Origin of the sequence: Altererythrobacter xiamenensis, from assembly GCF_900177715.1 — a bacterium.
GTDB lineage: Bacteria > Pseudomonadota > Alphaproteobacteria > Sphingomonadales > Sphingomonadaceae > Erythrobacter > Erythrobacter xiamenensis.
In genome coordinates this window covers 323,131-343,148 of record NZ_FXWG01000002.1, presented here as the reverse complement: position 1 = coordinate 343,148, position 20,018 = coordinate 323,131, and the positions used below count along the sequence as shown (strand labels likewise).

The window sequence follows — 20,018 nt, the reverse complement described above, 5'->3', positions numbered from 1 at the left end:
GCAAAAGTGAGCATTGCGGGCAGGCCGCCATGCCAACACAATGCGCAGGAAAGCTAGGAGTCCCCGAATGTCACACCAAGATCTCATCAACATGACCCGCTCGCTGGTCGAACACGGGGCGGCCGACACGATGGAATATGCCGACGACATCGTCCGCATTCCGGCCAGCAGCTATACCGATCCCGAAATGTTCGAGCGCGAGAAGAAACAGATCTTCCGCCGCTTGCCGCTGATGGTCGCGCCGTCCTGCGAATTGCCCGAGCCGGGCGATTACAAGGCGCTGGATATCTGCGGCGTCCCGCTGCTGCTCACGCGCCAGAAGGACGGCAGCGTCGGCGCGTTTCTCAACATGTGCAAGCACCGCGGCAATCCGCTGGTCGAGGGGACCGGCAATGCGACGCGCATGGTGTGCGGCTATCACGGCTGGACCTACAAGAATGACGGTTCGCTCGTCGGGGTTGCCAGCCCGCAGGATTTCGGCGCAGTCGACAAGGCTTCGCTGTGCCTCACCAGGTTCCCGGTTTACGAAAAGTCGGGGCTGATCTGGGCGACGCTCGATCCCGATTCGACCCTCGATATCGCCGACTATCTGTGCGGCTATGACGAGTTGCTCGGTGCCTTCGGTTTCGATGGCTGGACGCTGTTCGCCCAGCGCACCCTGCCGGGGCCGAACTGGAAGACGGCCTATGACGGCTATCTCGATTTCTACCACCTGCCGGTGCTGCACAAGGACACCTTCGGCGCCGACTTCTACAACCGCGCGAACTACTTTTCCTTCGGCCCGCACCAGCGCCTTTCGACGCCGTCGAAATATGCGATCAAGGTCCAGGGAGAGGACGACCAGAAGATCGACCTCACCCAGATGGCCGATGAGGACATTCCCTATGAAGTGCTGGTCCAGGGCGTGTGGACCATCTTCCCGCACATCTCGATCGCCAGCTTCTATGGCGGCGGGCAGCGCGGCGCGATGATCAGCCAGCTCTTCCCGGGTGACGAGGTGGGCGAAAGCTACACCACGCAGTACTACGTGATGGAGAACAAGCCGGAGACCGAGGCCGATGTGAAATCGGCGCACGAGCAGTTCGACTTCCTCGAGATCGTCGTGCGCGACGAGGACTACAAGACCGGCAAGCGCCAGCACGAGGCCCTGCAGTCAGGCCTGCTCAAGGAAGTGCTGTTCGGGCGCAACGAGCGCGGCGGTCAGGTCTTCCACCAATGGGTCGAGAGGCTGACCAATGCGAGCGACGACGAGTTGAAGGACATCTTCGCAGCGGAGTGCAAGCAGGCTGCGGAATAGCAGCGCGGAGAACTGACGGTATGACCGCTGTCGGGAGTTTCAGCTGCCGACAGTAGTGTCCGAGAAGGCTGGAAAGCGGACATTTAGAAACCGAAGATTTGCGCTAGTCCCAACGAAAGAAACATGAGGGCAAAGATTGGCGCGATGACTACCATTCACGCGGCAATCGCCCTCGCTAACGTCCGCTCCGCTGCCTTTCTCCGGTAGAAATTGGCCGCGACGGCGAGAGCAAAGCTGAAAACCGAGAAGGTTAGGTGAAAGGTGGGCATGCTCTCAGAAAAAAGAGCCAGCAGCCCTAGCGGCACGAACAAAGCCAAGACATAGATCGCAAACCCTAGCTGACACCCCCATTGAAGCGAAGATCTGACTGAAGGTTGCGCCGAGTTTGAGCATTGAGCGATGCGTCATGGAGTTCGGTCATGCCACTACCATACCGCTCCAGCCAACGTCCGCAATCGGGTCGTTAAAAGACAGGCAGCTTACGGTAGCAGCCGTGACAAAGCTGCCCGTCGGCTTTCAGGCAGTAGTTCCGAGGCGCGCAAGATCCGCGTTTGGGTGGGAAGCGGACATTTGGCCAGCGATGGCGACGGATCAAACTATGGTCGCGCCGTTGGCAATCGCTGGTTTTGGCCGGAATTGGGTGGAAAGCAACCTGTCTCCTTCGAGGCGAGAAATGGTGCAAAGCTGCCGTCTAATCCCGATTGTGTGGAAAGTGAGCTGCATCAGAAACTATAGCTCAATCCCAGAGTCCAGCGTCGCGGAGAACCTGGTCCGTATGCACGCGGGTCCGAGGCACCCGGTGCTTCGGCAAAGTCTATCTCGTCAACTTCGCTGAAGGTGCCGAAGGTCCCATATTCGCGGTCGAACAAGTTGCGCAGTTCACCAAACAGCGACACCCCTTTTACCAGTTCGATTCTGCCGCGGAGGTTAAACAGCACATAGCCGGGAACCGGCGCCGTCAGCTGAGCCTCGTCACCCACCAAGTGCTGGCTTGACCGCGCGACCACGTCGCCGCCGACGGTGAATACGCGCGTGCCGATGCGGCCATCATAGTCCGCGCTTAATGTTGCACTGTGGCGAGGCAGGCCGGGCAAGCGGTCTCCCTTTGCAACTGCGATCTCTCCATCATCATTGACCTGCGGATTTGCCGGGCTGCTGAGAATAAGCGGCGCACGAAAGGTGGCGTCGATGAAGGCATAACTCGCGCTCAGGCTCAGGTCGCCCCTGCGGGCCTTCAGGCTCGCTTCCACCCCCTGTCTGCGGGTCTCGCCGATATTGCGGAAGTAAGCGCGGCCACGGATGTCCGAGGCGACATACTGGATGTCATTGGTATTGGTGGTGCGATAGCCTGACAGTAACCAGTCTATGGACCAATTGCCCCGCTCATGGCTTCCCGACGCGCCCAGCTCGAAACTCTTGGCGACGACTTGGTCCAGAGGCGGATCGGCTATGAAGAAATTGGTTAGGCTGCATGGCGCATTCTCGTCGGCGCAGGAGAGTTCGGCTGCAGTGGGCACGCGGCTGGATTCCGAATAACCGGCTCGCAAGGTGACATCCGGCGTTGCCGCCCAGTCCAATTCGAAGCCGGGATTCAGGCGGCTGAAGCTGTGATCGCCGTTTAGCGCGGTACCAAGCTGGTCGATCAGTCGCACCCTCGCATGATTGTAGCGCAGGCCGATTTCCGCCGTCAGCGTTTCACCGAGCGGCAAAGTATCGCTCAGGAAGGCGCTCCATAACCGCGTGCGGGTTTCCAGCCCCACTGGCGCAATCGCGCCATCGGCCTGCTCGATGAACAGGCCTAGCCCTTCCACGCTGCGATCGTCGGTCAGTTCTCCTAGTTCGGTCGAGGTTGAGAAGTCGCTTTCGCTGGCATCGTAGCTGAAACCCACAGCGAGCCGGTTGGTGCGGCCACCAAAGTCGTGCTCGCTGACGATCTGAGCCAGGATGCCTTCGGATCGTGTCGCGATATTTCCGCGATTGAACACGCCGTAGTCGCCCCCACCGAAAACATCTGCGATGGCGTTTCCGTCGGCATCAGTCAGGACGGCTTGTTCTTCATCGTCATCATCAGCGCCGACTGTCTCGAGGCACAGCAACCCTTCGAGATCGTCATCCTCGCATTCCTCAATATCGGCGGCATCGCCGTTCAGCGTGGCGGCCTTCCGTCGTTGACGATACAGCGTGGCCTCGAAACGCAATCCATTGCCAATGGCGAACCACGGATGCAGGCTGAGCCTGCCGTAACGGTTGCGCGTATTGTCGGGCCAGGTGAACACCGATTGCCGCCGCGCAGCCAGCAATTCTACCGGAGCAACGCCGTTACCGGTAAGATCGGTATCCGCGCCGATGAACTTGATATGCGCGCCTGCACGCGCGCCGTCATAGCCGAAATCGACATAGCCGTTGACCAGACTTGACGGGCTGAAATCGCGCCAGCCGTCTTCCTCGCGATACTGGACCGCGCCGAAATAGCTGAAGCGCCCAACGGCATCGCCAGCCGAAAGGCTGTAATCCCGCTCACCATAGGAGCCTATTGCTGCCGCGCCCTCGATCCCCTGCTCGCTGCGGCCCGTGGCGGTTTCGATCACCAGCGCGCCGCCCAGCGCATTGAGGCCATAGACCGGGCTGGCATCGCGCAAAGTGACGCCCGCAATCGCGGCATCGGGGATCAAGTCAAAATTGACCGTATCCCCGAACGGCTGGTTGAAACGCGCGCCATCGACATAGACTGCGAGGCCCTGCGCCTGCCCCTGCAGGGGCGAGGCGACATAGCCGCGATATACCAGATTGGGCTGCCACGGATTGTTCTGCGCATCCTGCAAGGTGACGCCCGCGAAATTGCGCGTCAGCGCACCAAGCAGGTCTGGAGTTCCGGCAATCTGGATATCCTGCCGATCAAGTCCTCGCGAGTCGTCCAGATCGAATGCGCCACCTGGAGCTGTGACGAGGATCACCTCTTCGCCGGAACCGGTGTCTTCTTCGTCTGAAGCAAATGCAGGGAAAGCGCAGCCCAAGAGCGCTAAGCTGTAGAGGTATTTCATCTTGGCTAGCATGGCCGGTTCTGGGGCTCTTAAGCAAGCTACTTGGCGACTGCTCTCGGGTCGTAAGCTGACTGTCCGGTTTCGAGCTTCTCTGAGCGCCAATCTGCCTGAACGGGAGCAACTTACCCGAAAGCTGGTCGGAAGTTCGACTCGCCCCAGTCCTGCTTGCCGGCCCATTCCTCCATGTCTTCCAGCTTGCCTTCCAGTTCGGGGAAGCGTTCGTAGACATGGTCCATATCGACCGCGAAGGGCTTTGTCGGCGCCGTGTTGTTGTATTCGTAGAACGCCGCGATCCCGGCGGCGAATTCCTCCCGGACTTCCTCGGGCATGTCGTCACCCGCCGCACGCACGAGATAATCGCCGAACTCCTTGGGCGTGCAGGGATCATATTCGACCGGCTTGTCGAGCGTCTTCGAAAGCACCTCGGCAACCTCGGGGCCGCGCATCCGCTTGGGACCGCCGATGTTGAGCCACGCCCCTTCCATGTCGGGCCGGTCGAGGCTGGCGAGCATGAAGCGCGCGACATCGTCGAGGCTGATCCAGTTCGCCTCCAGATGCGGGGCATGCGGATAGACGTAGCGCCCCTCGTTGACGATGAAGGGACGCGCCCAGTTGGTCAGCAGATTGTCCATGAACAACACGCTGCCGAACACCGTGCCCGGCGCGCCCGAACGCCACAGCGCATTGATGCCTGCCGTATTGCCGGCATAGGTGAAGGCATCGCCCGGCTTGTCCGGAATCCAGCTCGAGGTGTTCCATACGACGCGCTTCACGCCCAGCTCGGCCGCGGCCTTGCCCACGTCACCCACCAGCACCGCGCGGTCGGCACGCGCCTGCAGCGGATGGGTGTAGAAGATGTAATCCGAACCTTCGAGCGCGGCGGCAAAGGTGGATGGATCGTAGAGGTCCATCGGGCGCACCTCGACATTCTCGACGCCTTCGATCGGCGCGCCCGCGAAAGGGTCCGGCTGCCGCGAAATGGCGCGGACATCGTAGCCTGCCTTCAACGCCTGGCGCACCTGCGCCATGCCCTGCCGTCCGCTCGCCCCGATCACCGTGATAAGTGCCATTTGTCTCTCTCCCTTTTCTTTGAGGCAAGCCTAGGAAGAGGGCGCGCGGGGCGCACCGCGCCAAAGTGATAGCGCAAGCATCGACGAGCCATTGGGTGACTAGCGAAATGACCTGTTGCCGTGCGGGCCCCGGCCTCTGACTAAAGCGGACACGAACTGCTATTCACGCGTCGCAACTGAAACAATGGATGAAACAGGGGAGCTCGATCAATGACCCATCGCATCGAAGACCGCGAGGCGATCCGCGACGTGATCGCCGCCTATGCCCATGCGATCGACCGGCGGCGCTGGGACATAATGGAGAAACTCTTCCACCCCGATGCGACCTTCGGCTTCGGCACGGTCGGCGGCAGCTGGGAGGATTTCGTGGAGGGGGCCCGCGCTCTGATCGACCCCTGCCTTGCCACCCAGCACCAGCTCGGGCAGGTGCAGTTCGCCTTTCCCGAAGACGACCTTTGCCACACCGAAACCTACATGACAGCGATGCACACAGTGCCCGCGGGTTATCCCGTCCCCGATGTTTTTCCCGACAAGGGCAAGACCTATTCGGCGGTGATCGCCGGACGCTACATCGACCGGTTCGAAAGGCGCGACTACGGCAATGGCGGGGAGTGGCGGATCAAGCACCGCGAGGGGCTCTACGACTGGCGCGAGTTCCGCGAAGTCGAAGGCGTGGATCTTTCGGAAATGCCCCAGGGTTCCTGCGGCTATCATGACGACCGCGACCCCTCGACACCGGTGGTGGCGCGCTGGCGCGCCTGATCAGTGGTCCTTGTAGTCGGGCGCGCGCTTCTCGGCGAAGGCGCGCTTCGCCTCGGCAAAATCCTCGGTCTGGGCGAGCAGGACCTGCTGCCGGTCCTCGATCGCCAGCGCCGCATCGAAACTGGGCGCATCGATATTGCGGTTGAGCGCATCCTTGGTGAGACGCAGCCCCATGGGCGAGGTCGCCAGCATTTCCTCCGCCAGTTCCAGCCCGGCATCGAGCAGCGTCTCTTCTTCGACAATGCGGCTGACGAGATTGCAAGAAAGCGCGGTTTCGGCCTCCATGAACTTGCCGGTCAGAATGTATTCGGAAGCGACCGAAGCTCCGACGAGCCGCGGCAGAAAATAGCTCGATCCCATGTCGCAACCGCCCAGCCCGATCTTGATGTAGGCCGCGTTCATGCGGAGGGAGGGCGCGGCGAGCCGCACATCGCTCGACAGCAGGAGCGAGAAGCCGCCGCCGCAGGCCGGGCCCTGCCCCAGCGCGATGATCGGCTGCGGGCATTGCCGCATCAATTGCATGACGGTCGCAATCGCGCGCTGGGTCTTCCAGCCCGCCTGCACCGCGCCGGCGGCGGTATCTTCCGGCCACGATCCCGGCGTCAGGTCGAGCCCGGCGCAGAATGCGCGCCCCGCGCCGCGCAGGATCACGACGCGGATTTCGGGACGGTCCTGCAGCCCGCGAAAATATGCATCGAGCGCGGCGATCAGCGCCGCGTTCATCGTATTGAGTTTCTCGGGCCGGTTGAGTGTCGCCACCTCGATCTGGCCGCGTGTTTCGATATGCAAGTCGTCACTCATGTCAGGCATCCCTTCGGTGCATGGTATAGACGCCGCTCATGGTCAAAAGCGTTTCGTCGCCGCGCATGATCCGACCGGAGACATGCGCGCTGCGCCCGCCGATCCGGTCGATCCGCGTTTCGGCAACGATCCAGTCGCCTAGCCGCGCCGGGGCGAGGAAATTGGTCGTCATCGTGGATGAGGACACCGGCACGGGTAGCTCCTCGGAACTGTAGACCTGCCACGACATCGCGACATCGGCGAGCGTCGCCAGCGCCCCGCCGTGCGCCATGTCGCGGTAATTGATGTGGTGCTCCATGATCTTCAGCCCGACGGCCTGCGCCCCTTCTTTGCGGGCTCCCAGATAATAGGGCCCTCCGTGGTCGAGAAACCCCGGCGAAAATCGTGCTGGCTCGAAACCTGCTGGCGTATCATCCTGCTTCATCCTGCCACCCTAGCGCGGCTCGCTTGGCGCGCCGCTATGAATTGTGCCAATCGCAATGCGGCGCGCGGTTCGTAAACCGGCGTTCGGGAGAAAAACTTTATGTCCAGTATCGACGATCCGCAGACAATCGGTGACATCGTGCGCCACCAGGGCCGCACGCTGGCGAATGATATCGCCTTCGAGTTCGCGGGTGACGAAATGTCCTTTGCCGAGCTCGACCGGCGCAGCAACCGGGCTGCGAATGCGCTCGCCTCGCTCGGCGTCGGCAAGGGTGACCGGATCGCCTATCTCGGCAAGAACTCGCATCTCTATTTCGAAATCCTGTCGGGCGCGGCGAAGCTCGGCGCGGTGATGACGCCGGTCAACTGGCGCCTTGCACGGCCCGAGGTGGCTTACGTCCTCAACGACAGCCAGGCCAAGGTGCTTTTCGTCGGCCCCGGCTTCGCGGAACTGGTGAGCGATATCGAGGGCTCGCTGGAACACGTCGCCAGGGTCTTCGGCGCAGAAGGGGAAGAGGGGCCCTTTCCCTCCTATCCCGAGTGGCGCGACACCTTCTCCGAGGATGACCCGATGGTCCCATGTGTTGTCGAGGATGATGCGATCCAGCTCTATACCTCGGGCACGACCGGCCATCCCAAGGGCGCGATCCTGACCCATGGATCGATCTTCTCCTCGCGCATGAACGAGGTTGACGACAGTGAACTCAAGGACTGGCAGAGAAAGATCGAAGGCGAGGTCGCGCTGCTCGCCATGCCCTGCTTCCATATCAGCGGCACCGGCTTCGGCCTGGGCACGATGTTCAACGGCACCCGCGCCGTGGTACTGCCGGAATACGACCCGACGCAGGCACTCGACCTGATCGAGAATTACAACATCTCGAAGATGTTCATGGTCCCCGCCGCGATCCAGATCCTGCTCAACCACCCGCGCATCGGTGAGGTCGATTTCTCCAACCTCAAATACATCTCCTACGGCGCATCACCGATCCCGCTCGAGCTGATGAAGCAGGCGATGGACGTGCTCGGCTGCGGCTTCGTGCAGATGTACGGAATGACCGAGACATCCGGCACGATCGTCGCACTCGATCCCGAGGACCACGTCCCGGAAGGCAGCCCCAAGATGCGCTCTGTCGGCAAGCCGCTGCGCGATGTCGAGATCAAGATCATCGACGATGATGGCGAGGAGGTTCCGGCGGGCACGATCGGCGAGATCGCGACGCGCAGCCCGAAGAACATGAAAGGTTACTGGAACCGGCCCGAAGCGACCGAGGAAACCATCGATGCAGACGGCTGGCTGCGCACCGGCGATGCGGGCTATCTCGACGAGGATGGCTATCTCTACATCCAGGACCGCGTGAAGGACATGATCATCTCGGGCGGCGAGAACGTCTACCCCGCCGAGGTCGAAAACGCGCTTTATGCCCATCCCAAGGTGGCCGATGTCGCAGTGATCGGCATCCCGAGCGACAAATGGGGCGAAGAGGTCAAGGCCTGCATCGTCATCAAGGAAGGCGAGGAGCTGAGCGAAGCCGAAGTGATCGCCCATGCGCGTGAACATATCGCGGGGTACAAATGCCCCAAATCGGTCGACTTCATCGATGCGCTGCCGCGCAATCCCTCGGGCAAGATCCTGAGGAAAGACCTGCGCGCACCCTATTGGGAAGGCAAGGAGAAGGCGGTCAACTGATATGCAGATCGCCGGATATCCGATCCGACAGATTGCCTATTACACGCCCGATATAGACCAGGCCGCGCTTGCTCACAGCGCAGCTTTCGGTTCGGGGCCATTCTTCACCTTGCGGCACATCCCGCTCACCAGAAGCGTGCATCGCGGCGTTAGCCACACGTTCGATCACTCCTCGGCCTATGGCCAGTGGGGCGATGTCATGGTCGAGTTCCTGACCCAGCATAATGGCGGGCCGAGCGCCTGCCGCGACATGTATCCTGCGGCCGGTGCCGGGGGGCTGCACCACATGTCGGTCTTCGTCGAGGAGATGGACGGCGCGATCGCCCGTTTCGAAGAGAAGGGCATGCCGCTCGCCCAGCGTTCGACCACCGAGTTCGGAACCGATTTCGCTTTCCTCGATGCCACCGACACGCTCGGCCACATGGTCGAAATTTATGAAGGCGGCGAAAGCCTGCGCGGTTTCTACGCGATGGTGCGAGAGGCGGCAGAGGGCTGGGACGGAAGCGATCCGATCCGCGAACTCGGCTGATTTCTTCAGGCGTTCGCCCGCGCCGCGCTGCGTCCGGCGATATAGCCGAAGGTCAGCGCCGGGCCGAGCGTGCCACCTGCTCCCGCATAGATGCCACCAGTCGGACAGGCGATGGCATTGCCCGCGCCGAACAGCCCGGCAATCGGCTCTCCATCATGGCCGAGGATATGCGCCGCGCCATCGGTGCGCGCCCCGCCATTGGTGCCAAGCAGGCCCATGCGGATCTCCACCGCATAGAATGGCGCGCGCGCCACCGGACCGAGCGTCACCGCCGTACCGTCCCGGCTGCGGTCGCCGTAGAAGTGATCGTAGGCGCTGGTGCCGCGCTCGAAATCCGGGTCGTGACCGGCCTCGGCATGCGCGTTGAAGCGCGAAACGGTTGCCTCGAGCGTGGATCCGTCGAGCCCGATCGACTCCGCCAGCTCGCCGAGGGTATCCGCACGCGTCACCCAGTCGGGCACAGGCTGGCCGGGAAGCCGCGGCCCGATCGGATAGCGCTCCACATAATTTTCATCGAAGATCAGCCATGCGGGCAGGTTGGGATAATCGTAGCTCTGCGGATCGAACTGGTGGAAGGCACCCGCCAGCGCCGAATAATTCGCTGCTTCGTTGCAAAAACGTTCCGCCTTGCGGTTGACCATCAGCGAATGCGGCACCGTCCGCTCGATCAGGACGGGCATGGCGCGCTGTTCGCCCGCAAACTGGTCTTCGGGCCAGGGATTGTCGGGCACCACCAGCGTCGGCGCCCACCAGGCTTGCGTCATATTGCCGAGTTTCGCCCCGCTCTGCATGGCAAGCGAGAGTCCGTCACCGCGGGCTGTCGGCGGGCTGGCAGGAGCATCCATCGGCCCGCGCAGGAATGCCTGCCGCTTCTCTTCGTCCCATTCGAAACCGCCGGTGCTGATCACGACACCGCGGCGCGCGCGCAATTCGAACGCTTCGCCGCCGCGTACGCCCTCGATGCCGGTGACCTGATCTCCGTCTCGTAGCAACGCGCGCGTTTCGACCCCCAGTATCGGCTCGATCCCACGCTCTAGGCAAGCCTTGAGCAGCCGCCCGACCATCGCCTGGCCGAAACCGCGTTCGTTATTGGCCATGCGCCGCTGCAATTCCTCCGGATCGACGAGACCGTTGCCACCCCCGAGCGGCGTTTCGCGCAACATCATCGGCTTGGGCTCTTCGATCGCGGTGATCCTGCCGGCCCATTCGCCGAGTTCGCCCAGAGCGAAAAGGTCATGGTCGAGCGCGCGTCCGCCTTCCGGCTTGGCTCCCGGCCGGTCGAGGTAATAGTCGGGATAGCCATCGAGCAGGGCGACCTTGAGCGCGCCGATGTCTTCCAGAAACGCGAGCGCTTCGGGACCGCGATCGACAAAGGCTTCGAGCGTTTCATCGACGAGGTCGCCGTGATCGAGCGCCTTGAAGTACGCCAGCGCCTCCTCCCGGCTGTCGCTCAGGCCGGAAGCGCGCTGGCGCGGATTGTCCGGTACCCAGATCACCCCGCCAGATACGGCGGAGGTGCCGCCGATCCGGTCGAATCTCTCGATTATGGCGACTTCGGCGCCGGTTTCGTGGGCGGCGAGCGCGGCGGTCATTCCCGCCGCCCCGCATCCGAGCACTATGACATCGACTTCCTGCATAGGGCCTTCTGGGCGCTATCTTCTCTCCGCTACAATTGCTCATTTTAGCAAGGTGTGTTCGCGCGCCGACCTCTCTATTTCCGAGTTCAAGCTCGAAGGAGAGGTCAATGAAGCTCGAAGGTAAAGTCGCAGCCATCACCGGCGGCACGGCGGGATTGGGACGGGGGATCGCCGAGGCGTTCCTGGCGGAAGGCGCGAAGGTGGCGCTGTTCGCGCGCAATCCGGAGAAAGGCGCGAAGGTGCTCGAGGAAATGGGCGCAGGTGACGATGGTCTGTTCGTTTCCGGCGACGTGATGAACCAGTCCGATGTCGAAGGATTCATCGACAAGACCGTCGAACGCTTCGGGACGATCGATATCCTGGTGAACAATGCAGGCGGCGCGGGCGACCTCCAGCCGATGGTCGATCTGAGCGACGAAACCTTCGACGAGGCGATGAAGTGGAACGTCTATTCGACCTTCTGGGCCTCGCGCCGGGCGCTCAAGACGATGATCGCCAACAAGTGGGGCCGGATCATCAACATGTCCTCGATGGAGGGGAAGCACGGCAAGCCGATCTTCACGGCGTACACTGCGGCCAAGCATGCGGTGAATGGCATGACCAAGTCACTCGCGCGCGAAGTGGGCGAGCTGGGCGTGACCGCCAACTGTATCTGCCCGGGCCTCGTCGTCACCGACATCATCAAAAACAACGGTCCTGCCACCGCGAAGGCGATGGGCATGGAGTTCGACGAGATGATCGCGATGTTCGCGTCCGAAAGCGCAATAAAGCGGCCCAACACGGTCGAGGAAGTCGCGGCGGTCGCGCTGCTGCTCGCCTCACCCGAGGGTGCCGGCATTACCGGTGCGGCGATCAGCGTCGACGGGGGAACTGCGCAGTATTAGGGTAATCCCGGCGCGGCGCGGCTAGCTTTCCTGCTCGGCCTTGGCCATCGCCGCGCCGACGGCTGCCTCGATATCGACCGCCTGCGGATTGCCGCGCAGCGTCACGCCGCCGTTGGGCTGGATATTCTGACCCGTCACGAACGCGCGGTCGCTGCATAGCCACAGGCAGGCTTCGGCGACGTCCTCGCTCGTATTGAGCCTTCCGAGCGGATATTTCGGCAGGAATGCATCGACGAGACCGGGCGTGCCGAAAGCATCGCTGGTCATCGGGCTTTCGGTAAAGGCTGGCGACACGGTATTCGCCTTGATCCCGTATTGCCCGAAGTCGTTGGCGACGCAGCGGATCAAGGCCTCGCTACCCGTCTTTGTCCCAATGTAAGCGGCGTGGTTGTTGATCAGCGCCTTGGTCGTGGCGGAGGAAAGCGAGATCAGCGAGCCGCCCTGCGGGTCCTGGTCTTTCATCACCTGGACGAAAGCCTGCAGGAAATGGTGAACGCCCTTGAACTGCAGGTCTGTAATCTGGTCGAGTTGTTCTTCGGTGGTGTCGAGCATGCTCGCGAGCAGGCCCCAGCCGCTGCAGTTGATCGCGGCATCGACGCGGCCCATTTTCTCGGCTGCCGTCCTGGCAAGCGATTGCACATCGGCGCGCTTGGTGATGTCGCACAGCGCGTAGTGGCCGCCGATCTCGTCAGCCAGCGCGGCCAGCGGTTCCTCATGACGCCCGGAAACCAGCACTGTCGCGCCTTCCCTGGCGAATAGCCGAGCGATCGTCTGGCCCATGTTGTCCTTGCTCGCCGCGCCCAGCACGACTGCGGTCTTACCTTCCATCAGGCCCATCGTATCTCTCCTCCGTTTTCTTGCCGTAGCTATCCGTCATCAGGCTCTTCGATAGACCCTCGCCCGGACAAACTCCCTTCCCAAAAGTGTCCATTGTCGCTGGCGCCGGAGAGGGGGATAGCCGGAGCAGTTACGGGAGAAACGACCATGTTCAGAGGACCGCTCGAAGACCGCGTGGAGATCGCCGAATTGAACGGCACTTATGCCGACGGGGTCGTGCGCAAGAATGCCGCGACCTGGGGCACCGTTTGGGCAGAGAACGCGACCTGGGACTTCTTCGGCCAGATGTTCGAAGGCCGGGATGCTATCGTCGGGTTCTGGGAACAGGCGATGTCCGGGCTGGAAGCGGTGAGCTTCCATTGCGTGCCTTGCATGATCGAGGTCACCGGCGACACTGCAACCAGCCGCGTGCAGACGCAGGAAATCCTGCACATGAAGGACGGCAAAACGCGCGTCGTCGGCGGGCTCTACGAGGACGAGCTCGGCAAGATCGATGGCAAGTGGCAGTTCACCCATCGCAAGTTCCAGATCGTCGCAGAATACAATCCATCGGGAGACTAACCTTGGCCAAAATCCTTATCTCAGCGCAGATCGATCTCGACCCGGCGCAGCGCGACGAAGCCCTGCGCAGCGCGCAGAAGTGGATCGATGCGGCCCTCGCCGAAGAGGGGTGCATCCACTATGACTGGAGCGCCGACCTCAACAATCCGGCGCGGGTGAACGTGTTCGAGGAATGGGAAAGCGAGGAGGCGCTCGCGGCGCATTTCAAGGACCCGGCCTATATCGGCATGCGCGATCATGTCGGCCAGTTCGGCCTCACCTCGGCCGTGAGCAAGAAATACCGTGTCGATGCGGAAGGTCCGGTCTACAATGAAGAAGGACAGGCCACCGAAGCATTTGACTGAAGGACAGGTGCACTGAAACTACTCGGCGCCATTCTCGCAGGCGGGCAGGCGCGCCGCTTCGGCAGCGACAAAGCGCATGCCCGCTACGAAGGTTTCCGCCTGATCGACCGGGTTGCAGAGGCGCTCTCCGCGCAATGTGATGCCGTTATCGTGTGCGGGCGGGAGGAACCCGGCTACACCTGCGTTCCGGACCGGCCTGCGCCCGATCTCGGCCCGCTCGGCGGGCTCAACGCAGCGCTGCACTACGCAGAGGAGCAGGGTTTCGATGCGGTGCTGAGCGCAGGCTGCGACATTCCCAACCTGCCGCCGGATCTTGCAGAGATTCTCGCGGCGGAGACGCTGTCGCTACACCGTTCGGCCATCGTCCAGAGCCAGCCGGTGGTCGGGCTTTGGCCAGTTGCCATCGGAAAAGAACTCGAAGCGTTTCTCGCAGATGACGGGCGCGCGCTCTATGGATTTGCCGAGGAGGCGGGTGCGCGAATGGTGCGCTTCGACCCGCCGCTGATGAACATCAATCGGCCCGAAGATCTGGCTTGATCTGGGCTTGGGGCCTTGCCGCCCGCGCCCCCTAGCTTCTCGCTACAATTTCAGCATCTGCTTGCCACGGTTCTTGCCCACGAACAGCCGCTTGAGCGTATCGGGCGCGTTTTCGAAACCTTCCTGGATATCTTCCTGATATGTGAGCTTGCCGCTCTGGACGAAGCCTTCGAGCCGCCGGCGGATGCCAGGGAACTCGCTCGCCCAGTCCGTCACGATGAAGCCCGCCATGCTCGCGCGGCGGAAGATGAGATTGAAGTAATTGCCCGGCCCCGTGGGCGTGCCGCCCGATACGTAGCGGCTGATCCCGCCGCACACGACCACGCGGGCGCCGGTGGCGATATTGGCGAGCATGTCATCGAGGATCTTGCCGCCAACATTGTCGAAGATGACATCGACGCCGCGCGGACATTCCTCCCTGATCTGTGATTTTACGTCGCCCGCCTTGTAGTCGATTGCGGCGTCGTAGCCTGCTTCCTCGACGAGCCATTTGCATTTTTCGGGGCCGCCCGCGATGCCGACCGTCCGGCATCCCGCGATCTTTGCCAGCTGGCCGACGACCGATCCGGTCGCGCCTGCCGCGCCGGAAACCAGCACCGTGTCGCCCGCGACCGGCTTGCCGATCTTGAACAGCCCGCAATAGGCAGTGACGCCGGTCGTGCCGAGCACGGACAGGACCGCGGTCGGCGATAGCTCGGTTTCGACCTTGGTCAGCCCCTCTCCGTCGTGGATCAGATATTCGCTCCAGCCGGTGGTGCCGAACACGAAATCACCGACAGCGAACTTGCCGTTGTTGCTGGCGACGACTTCGCAGATCCCGCTGCCGCGCATGACATCGCCCAGGTTCATCGGGGCGACGTAGTCTGCGATGTTCTCCATCCAGCCCTTCTGCGCCGGATCGAAGCCGAGGTAGCGGGTCGCGAGCAGCATCTCGCCTTCGCCCGGATCATCAAGCTGCTTTTCGACCAGCTTGAAGTCGCCATCTTCGATACCCCGCCCGCGCGGGTGTCCGTTCAAGAGCCATTGGCGGGTGGTGGTCGACATGAGACGCGCTTCCTCTTCCATTTATCAGCCATCGCCTAATGCGGTGTGAGCCTCTGCCGCTCCACGGACAAAAGTGTCAGTCGAAGGCTCTGCCGTGTCTGGTATCTTCCCTTATCGAGGAGAGATCACATGGGCATCCAAACTCACCGTACTTTCTGCCGCTTCTGCCATGCCAATTGCGCGATGCTAGTCGATGTCGAAGACGGAAAGGTGAAATCCGTGCGCGGCGATCCGGAGGATCCCGAATATGGCGGCTACACCTGCAAGAAGGGCCGCGAGCTTCCCGATTCGCACAATTCGGAAAGCCGCCTGCACCATTCTCTGGTCCGCAGCGAGGACGGCGAGTTTCGCGAAACACCGATGGAGGAAGCCCTGGCGCACGTCTCCGGCGAGCTGAGGCGCATCATCGACAAATACGGCCCTGACAGCGTGGCCGTTTTCATGGGTTCGGGCGGCTACCAGAACAGCTCAGCCTGGGCCGCGAGCCACAGCTTCGCGCAGGCGATCGGTTCGAAGCATTTCTTCACTTCCGTCACGCTCGACCAGCCTGCCAAGGTCTTCACCACCGCTCGTTATGGCAAGTGGGAAGGCGGGGTGAACAACTTCTCCGACGCCGACGTCGCGCTGTTCATCGGCAACAACCCGATCGTATCGCATTATGCGCCGGTTGGCGGGGTACCGCCGTTCAGTCCGTCGAAGCGTATCCGCGACCGGCAGAAGGAAGGGCTGAAACTGATCGTCGCCGATCCGCGGCTCGCCGAGGTCGGCCAGCTCGCCGACATCTACCTGCCGGTAAAGCCGGGCGAGGACCCGGCGCTGCTCGCGGGCATGCTCAACGTCATTTTCGAGGAAGAGCTTTACGACCGCAATTTCGTCAACGCCTATGTCGACGGGGTCGAGGAGCTGAAGGAGGCCGTCGCCGAGTTCACGCCCGATGTCGCGGCCGAACGCGCCGGTGTCGAGAAAGACCAGCTGGTCGCCGCCGCGCGGATGTTCGCCGGTGGATCGAAAGGCTGCGCGGTGACCGGTACCGGTCCCGAAATGGCGGGCAACGGCACGCTGACCGAATATCTCGTCACCGCGCTCAACACGATTTGCGCGCGCTTCATCCAGGAAGGCGACAGGGCATCGGCTCCGCGTGTTTTCACCACGCCGCGTGCGCCGACCCGCGCGCAGGTCGCCGACCCGGTGCCGATGTTCGGCGCGCCGGGCATGAACAAGTCGCGCTTCCGCGGGCTTGGCCAGCTCGGCCTCGAAATGCCGTGCAACGTGCTTGCCGACGAAATCCTCACTCCGGGTGAGGGCCAGATCCGCGCGCTGATCTCGGTCGGAGGCAATCCCGAAGTGGGCTTCCCCAACCAGCTCAAGATGCGCAGGGCGCTCGACGATCTCGAGCTGTTCGTCCAGATCGACCCCTGGATGAGCGCGAGCGCCAAGCGCGCCGACGTCGTGCTCGCGCCGAGCCAGTGCCTCGAGCGCGAGGACATCACCAACCTTTCCGAATGGTGGCACGAGACAGCCTACGCGCGGTATACCGAAGCGCTGGCAGAGCCGCCGGGTGACGTGATCGACGAATACGCAATGTTCTGGCACCTCGCCAAGAACCTCGGGCTCCAGTTGCAACTCGCAGGTGGTCCTGTCCCGATGGATGGCGACACGCCGCCACCCAAGGAGGTCTTCCTCGACCTTATGACCGCCGGATGCCTCGTTCCGCCGAGCCAGGTCCGCAAGGATGCGGCAAAGGCTGGCGGCGCAGCGGTGGTCTATAACGAACTGCATCCGATCGTGGAGCCGGCAGATCCCGACGCGCAGAACCGCTTCGACCTGGCAGCGGGCGCGATGCCGACCGAACTGACACGCTACGGAGCGAACGGGGCCGCTGCGAACGGTTTCGATTTCAAGCTCATTTCGCGGCGGTCGAAGGGTCGCTTCAACTCGATCGGGCAGCCGCTCAAGAAGCTCGGCCTGACAGTCACGACCAACCCGGCCTACATCCACCCGGACGACATGGCCGCAAAGGGTATCGAGGAAGGCGACGTGATCGAGATCGCTTCCGCCCATGCCACGATCCATGGCGTCGCCAAGCCGAGCGACCGCGTGCGGCGCGGGCTGATCTCGATGGCGCACGCCTTTGGTGACAGCGAGGCGGGCAAGCACAATGTTCGCGAGATGGGCGGCTCGACCAATCGGCTGACCAGCGACGAGGTCGATTACGATCCGATCACCGGACAGGCGCTGCAAAGCGCAATTCCGGTTCGGATCGCTACGGCCTGAAGATCAAAGAAAAACGAGAAAAGGATTTTCCATGCCCGACAACCGGCGCTTCCTCCTCCAGCGTCGCCCAGATGGCGAGCCCGTCCGCGACGATTTCGAGCTTGTCACGGAGCCGACGCCCGATCTGGCCGAGGGGCAATTCCTGATCCGCAACCACTACGCCTCGCTCGATCCGGCGATGCGCGGCTGGATGGATGCAGAGGGCAATTACATGCCGCCGATCCCATTGGGCGATCCGGTGCGCGCCAGCACCATCGGCGTGGTCGAGGAAAGCCGCGCCGAGGGCTTCGAGAAAGGCCAGTGGGTCATGGGGCTCCACGCGCTGGAGGATTATTCGCTCAGCCAGGCGGGCGGGTTCACCCAGCCGATCGACCCATCGCTCGTGCCCGAAGTCACCAACTATCTCTCGATATTCGGCGCGGTCGGCATGACCGCCTATTTCGGGTTTCTTGAGGTGTGCGAGCCCAAGGAGGGCGACACCGTGCTGGTGACAGGCGCCGCTGGCGCGGTCGGATCGCTGGTCGGACAACTCGCGAAGATCCATGGCTGTCGCGCGGTGGGCATCGCAGGCGGGCCGGAGAAATGCGCCAAGCTGACGGACAAATACGGCTTCGACGCCGCGATCGACTACAAGGGTAAGGACGAGGAAGCGCTGACGAAAGCCATCGCCGAAGCGGCGCCCAATGGGGTCGACATGATCTTCGAAAATGTCGGGGGGATTATCCTCGACGCGGGCCTCATGAATCTCAACCTGGGCGCACGGGTCGGCCTGTGCGGCCTTATCAGCGAATACAACACCGATCCGCGCGGTGCGCGCAACCTTTGGCAGCTGATCGTCAAGCGCGCCTCTATCAGGGGCCTGCTCGTTTCCGACTATGTCGAGCGTTTCGGCGAGGGCGCAGCGAAAATGGGCGAATGGGCGGCTGCGGGCAAACTCGTCGTGGAAGAGCAAGTCGATGAAGGCCTCGAGAATGCCTATGACAGCTTCATGCGGCTGTTCGCAGGTACGAACCAGGGCAAGATGATCCTCAAGATCGCCTGATGAAACGGCTGCTCGTTCTCTCGGGAGGCCATCCCTATGAAGAGGAGCCCTTCGACGAGCTGATCAACGCGCTTGCGAAGGCGCTGGGCGATTGGGAGGTCGGCCACCTCGTCCATCCCGAAGCCGAAGAGGCTGTTGCAGCCGGCGTGGCGGACGAGGCCGATGCGCTGTTGTTCTACGACATGGGCGGCTACGAGTTTTTAGACGAACAGGTCCGAACGCGCCCGCCTTCCGATGGCTTTAAAGACGCAATTCGTCGCCGCTTTGCAGCGGGAAAGGGCGCGGTCGCGATGCATCATTCGCTTGCCGGATGGGCCGAGTGGCCCGAATGGGCGGACATGCTCGGCGGGCGCTTTCTCTACCAACCAGGCGAGTGGAACGGCAGGCAGGTGCCGGATTCGGGCTATCGCCACGATGTCGCCTACGAAGCCGACGTCGTCGCCGGGCATCCCGTAACCGAAGGCGTGCCGACGCATTTTGCTCTGACCGACGAATTGTATCTGGCACAGGTCGACGAAAGCGCGGTGACACCCCTCGTCCGGGCGAAACACGCCTTTACCCGCGACAACTTCTATTCGGCTGCAAAGGCAGTGGCGGGCGAGATGTTCTCCAACGAAGGCTGGGAGCATCCCGCCGGTTCGAACCTCGTCGCATGGGAACGTCGCGTCGGAAACGCGCCGCTCGTCTATCTTCAGTTCGGCGACGGGCCGGAAACCTATCGCAATCCGCATGTCCGCAAGATGCTCGCCAACGCTCTTCGTTACACATCAGGAGAAAGCGAATGACCCCTACAGAGACCGTCGAAGCGTTCATCGCACACTGGAACAACGGTGATATGGACGCGATGTACGCGATGTGCGCGGACGATATCGTTTGGCACAATATCCCGATGGAGCCGATCAAGGGGGGCGCCGCCATGCGCGAGGCGGTCGACGGTTTCATGGGGCCGGTGGAGTCGTGCGAATGGGAAATCCACTCAATCGCTGCCAACGGGCAAACGGTCCTTACCGAACGGGTCGACGCGTTCCAGCTCAAGAACGGGGGCCGCGCGGCCCTACCGGTCATGGGCACGTTCGAAATCGACGCAGAGGGCAGGATCGCCCATTGGCGCGACTATTTCGACATGGGCCAGTTCCAGCGAGAATTCGGAGGCGGCTGAGTGGGCCGACTGCCCAATTGACTAGGCGCGCACCGGCGTTTCCTAACACTTTCACGCATCGCTTCGCGCCCCTTCGAGAGGCTAGAAAT

Annotated in this window: 19 protein-coding genes; 12 read left to right on the top strand and 7 right to left on the bottom strand. The window is 62.4% G+C overall.

Going from position 1 to position 20,018, the window contains the following annotated elements:
* The first annotated feature begins 67 nt into the window (after nucleotides 1-67).
* On the top strand, nucleotides 68-1,297 hold the full coding sequence (locus tag CCE89_RS06950) for an aromatic ring-hydroxylating oxygenase subunit alpha (protein ID WP_159456606.1): 1,230 nt from the start codon (nucleotides 68-70) through the stop codon (nucleotides 1,295-1,297).
* A gap of 722 nt (nucleotides 1,298-2,019) precedes the next feature.
* Here the strand turns inward: CCE89_RS06950 and CCE89_RS06945 are convergent.
* The gene (locus CCE89_RS06945; protein WP_086437324.1) at nucleotides 2,020-4,350 is read right to left on the bottom strand and encodes a TonB-dependent receptor; all 2,331 of its coding nucleotides are present in this window, start codon (nucleotides 4,348-4,350) and stop codon (nucleotides 2,020-2,022) included.
* Nucleotides 4,351-4,460: 110 nt separating this feature from the next.
* Nucleotides 4,461-5,408, bottom strand: coding sequence for an SDR family oxidoreductase (locus tag CCE89_RS06940; RefSeq protein WP_086437323.1), 948 nt, complete (start codon nucleotides 5,406-5,408; stop codon nucleotides 4,461-4,463).
* Nucleotides 5,409-5,618: 210 nt separating this feature from the next.
* On the opposite strand from CCE89_RS06940, the gene CCE89_RS06935 reads away from it, so the two are divergent.
* Complete coding sequence (locus CCE89_RS06935; protein ID WP_086437322.1) at nucleotides 5,619-6,170, top strand: nuclear transport factor 2 family protein; 552 nt, start codon at nucleotides 5,619-5,621, stop codon at nucleotides 6,168-6,170.
* Here the strand turns inward: CCE89_RS06935 and CCE89_RS06930 are convergent, their stop codons facing one another.
* Nucleotides 6,171-6,971, bottom strand: coding sequence for an enoyl-CoA hydratase/isomerase family protein (locus CCE89_RS06930; protein WP_086437321.1), 801 nt, complete (start codon nucleotides 6,969-6,971; stop codon nucleotides 6,171-6,173).
* Nucleotide 6,972: 1 nt separating this feature from the next.
* Nucleotides 6,973-7,395: a PaaI family thioesterase gene (locus CCE89_RS06925; protein WP_086437320.1), complete on the bottom strand. Its 423-nt coding sequence runs from the start codon at nucleotides 7,393-7,395 to the stop codon at nucleotides 6,973-6,975.
* A gap of 99 nt (nucleotides 7,396-7,494) precedes the next feature.
* Between CCE89_RS06925 and CCE89_RS06920 the strand changes: the two genes are divergently transcribed.
* The gene (locus CCE89_RS06920; RefSeq protein WP_086437319.1) at nucleotides 7,495-9,081 is read left to right on the top strand and encodes a fatty acid--CoA ligase; all 1,587 of its coding nucleotides are present in this window, start codon (nucleotides 7,495-7,497) and stop codon (nucleotides 9,079-9,081) included.
* Between the two features lies 1 nt (nucleotide 9,082).
* A complete protein-coding gene (locus CCE89_RS06915; protein WP_086437318.1) occupies nucleotides 9,083-9,610 on the top strand; it encodes a VOC family protein in 528 nt (175 codons plus the stop codon).
* Between the two features lie 5 nt (nucleotides 9,611-9,615).
* Here the strand turns inward: CCE89_RS06915 and CCE89_RS06910 are convergent, their stop codons facing one another.
* Nucleotides 9,616-11,247 (bottom strand): FAD-dependent oxidoreductase, encoded by a 1,632-nt coding sequence (locus CCE89_RS06910; protein ID WP_086437317.1) that lies wholly within the window; start codon nucleotides 11,245-11,247, stop codon nucleotides 9,616-9,618.
* Nucleotides 11,248-11,354: 107 nt separating this feature from the next.
* Between CCE89_RS06910 and CCE89_RS06905 the strand changes: the two genes are divergently transcribed.
* On the top strand, nucleotides 11,355-12,131 hold the full coding sequence (locus CCE89_RS06905; RefSeq protein ID WP_086437316.1) for an SDR family NAD(P)-dependent oxidoreductase: 777 nt from the start codon (nucleotides 11,355-11,357) through the stop codon (nucleotides 12,129-12,131).
* A 21-nt stretch (nucleotides 12,132-12,152) separates the two neighbouring features.
* On the opposite strand, the gene CCE89_RS06900 is transcribed toward CCE89_RS06905, so the two are convergent.
* Complete coding sequence (locus CCE89_RS06900) at nucleotides 12,153-12,968, bottom strand: SDR family NAD(P)-dependent oxidoreductase (protein WP_200810306.1); 816 nt, start codon at nucleotides 12,966-12,968, stop codon at nucleotides 12,153-12,155.
* A gap of 147 nt (nucleotides 12,969-13,115) precedes the next feature.
* On the opposite strand from CCE89_RS06900, the gene CCE89_RS06895 reads away from it, so the two are divergent.
* The 3 genes from CCE89_RS06895 to mobA are packed head-to-tail and all read left to right on the top strand — an operon-like array spanning nucleotide 13,116 to nucleotide 14,410.
* Nucleotides 13,116-13,529 carry a nuclear transport factor 2 family protein gene (locus tag CCE89_RS06895; protein WP_086437315.1) on the top strand — a complete coding sequence of 138 codons (414 nt, stop codon included), beginning with the start codon at nucleotides 13,116-13,118 and terminating at the stop codon, nucleotides 13,527-13,529.
* A 2-nt stretch (nucleotides 13,530-13,531) separates the two neighbouring features.
* Complete coding sequence (locus tag CCE89_RS06890; RefSeq protein WP_159456605.1) at nucleotides 13,532-13,873, top strand: putative quinol monooxygenase; 342 nt, start codon at nucleotides 13,532-13,534, stop codon at nucleotides 13,871-13,873.
* Between the two features lie 12 nt (nucleotides 13,874-13,885).
* On the top strand, nucleotides 13,886-14,410 hold the full coding sequence (mobA, locus tag CCE89_RS06885) for a molybdenum cofactor guanylyltransferase (RefSeq protein WP_086437313.1): 525 nt from the start codon (nucleotides 13,886-13,888) through the stop codon (nucleotides 14,408-14,410).
* A gap of 42 nt (nucleotides 14,411-14,452) precedes the next feature.
* On the opposite strand, the gene CCE89_RS06880 is transcribed toward mobA, so the two are convergent.
* Nucleotides 14,453-15,454, bottom strand: a complete 1,002-nt coding sequence (locus CCE89_RS06880; RefSeq protein ID WP_086438013.1) for an NADP-dependent oxidoreductase — start codon at nucleotides 15,452-15,454, stop codon at nucleotides 14,453-14,455.
* Nucleotides 15,455-15,583: 129 nt separating this feature from the next.
* On the opposite strand from CCE89_RS06880, the gene CCE89_RS06875 reads away from it, so the two are divergent.
* From CCE89_RS06875 to CCE89_RS06860, 4 genes are read left to right on the top strand one after another with little or no spacing between them, the layout of a single operon-like run.
* Nucleotides 15,584-17,728: a molybdopterin-containing oxidoreductase family protein gene (locus CCE89_RS06875; protein WP_086437312.1), complete on the top strand. Its 2,145-nt coding sequence runs from the start codon at nucleotides 15,584-15,586 to the stop codon at nucleotides 17,726-17,728.
* Nucleotides 17,729-17,759: 31 nt separating this feature from the next.
* Nucleotides 17,760-18,770 carry an NADP-dependent oxidoreductase gene (locus CCE89_RS06870; protein ID WP_086437311.1) on the top strand — a complete coding sequence of 337 codons (1,011 nt, stop codon included), beginning with the start codon at nucleotides 17,760-17,762 and terminating at the stop codon, nucleotides 18,768-18,770.
* Nucleotides 18,770-19,555: a ThuA domain-containing protein gene (locus tag CCE89_RS06865; RefSeq protein WP_086437310.1), complete on the top strand. Its 786-nt coding sequence runs from the start codon at nucleotides 18,770-18,772 to the stop codon at nucleotides 19,553-19,555. The genes CCE89_RS06870 and CCE89_RS06865 overlap by 1 nt, the downstream gene beginning before the upstream one ends.
* The gene (locus CCE89_RS06860; RefSeq protein WP_086437309.1) at nucleotides 19,552-19,929 is read left to right on the top strand and encodes a limonene-1,2-epoxide hydrolase family protein; all 378 of its coding nucleotides are present in this window, start codon (nucleotides 19,552-19,554) and stop codon (nucleotides 19,927-19,929) included. Before CCE89_RS06865 ends, CCE89_RS06860 begins: the two co-directional genes overlap by 4 nt.
* The last annotated feature ends 89 nt before the right edge of the window (nucleotides 19,930-20,018 follow it).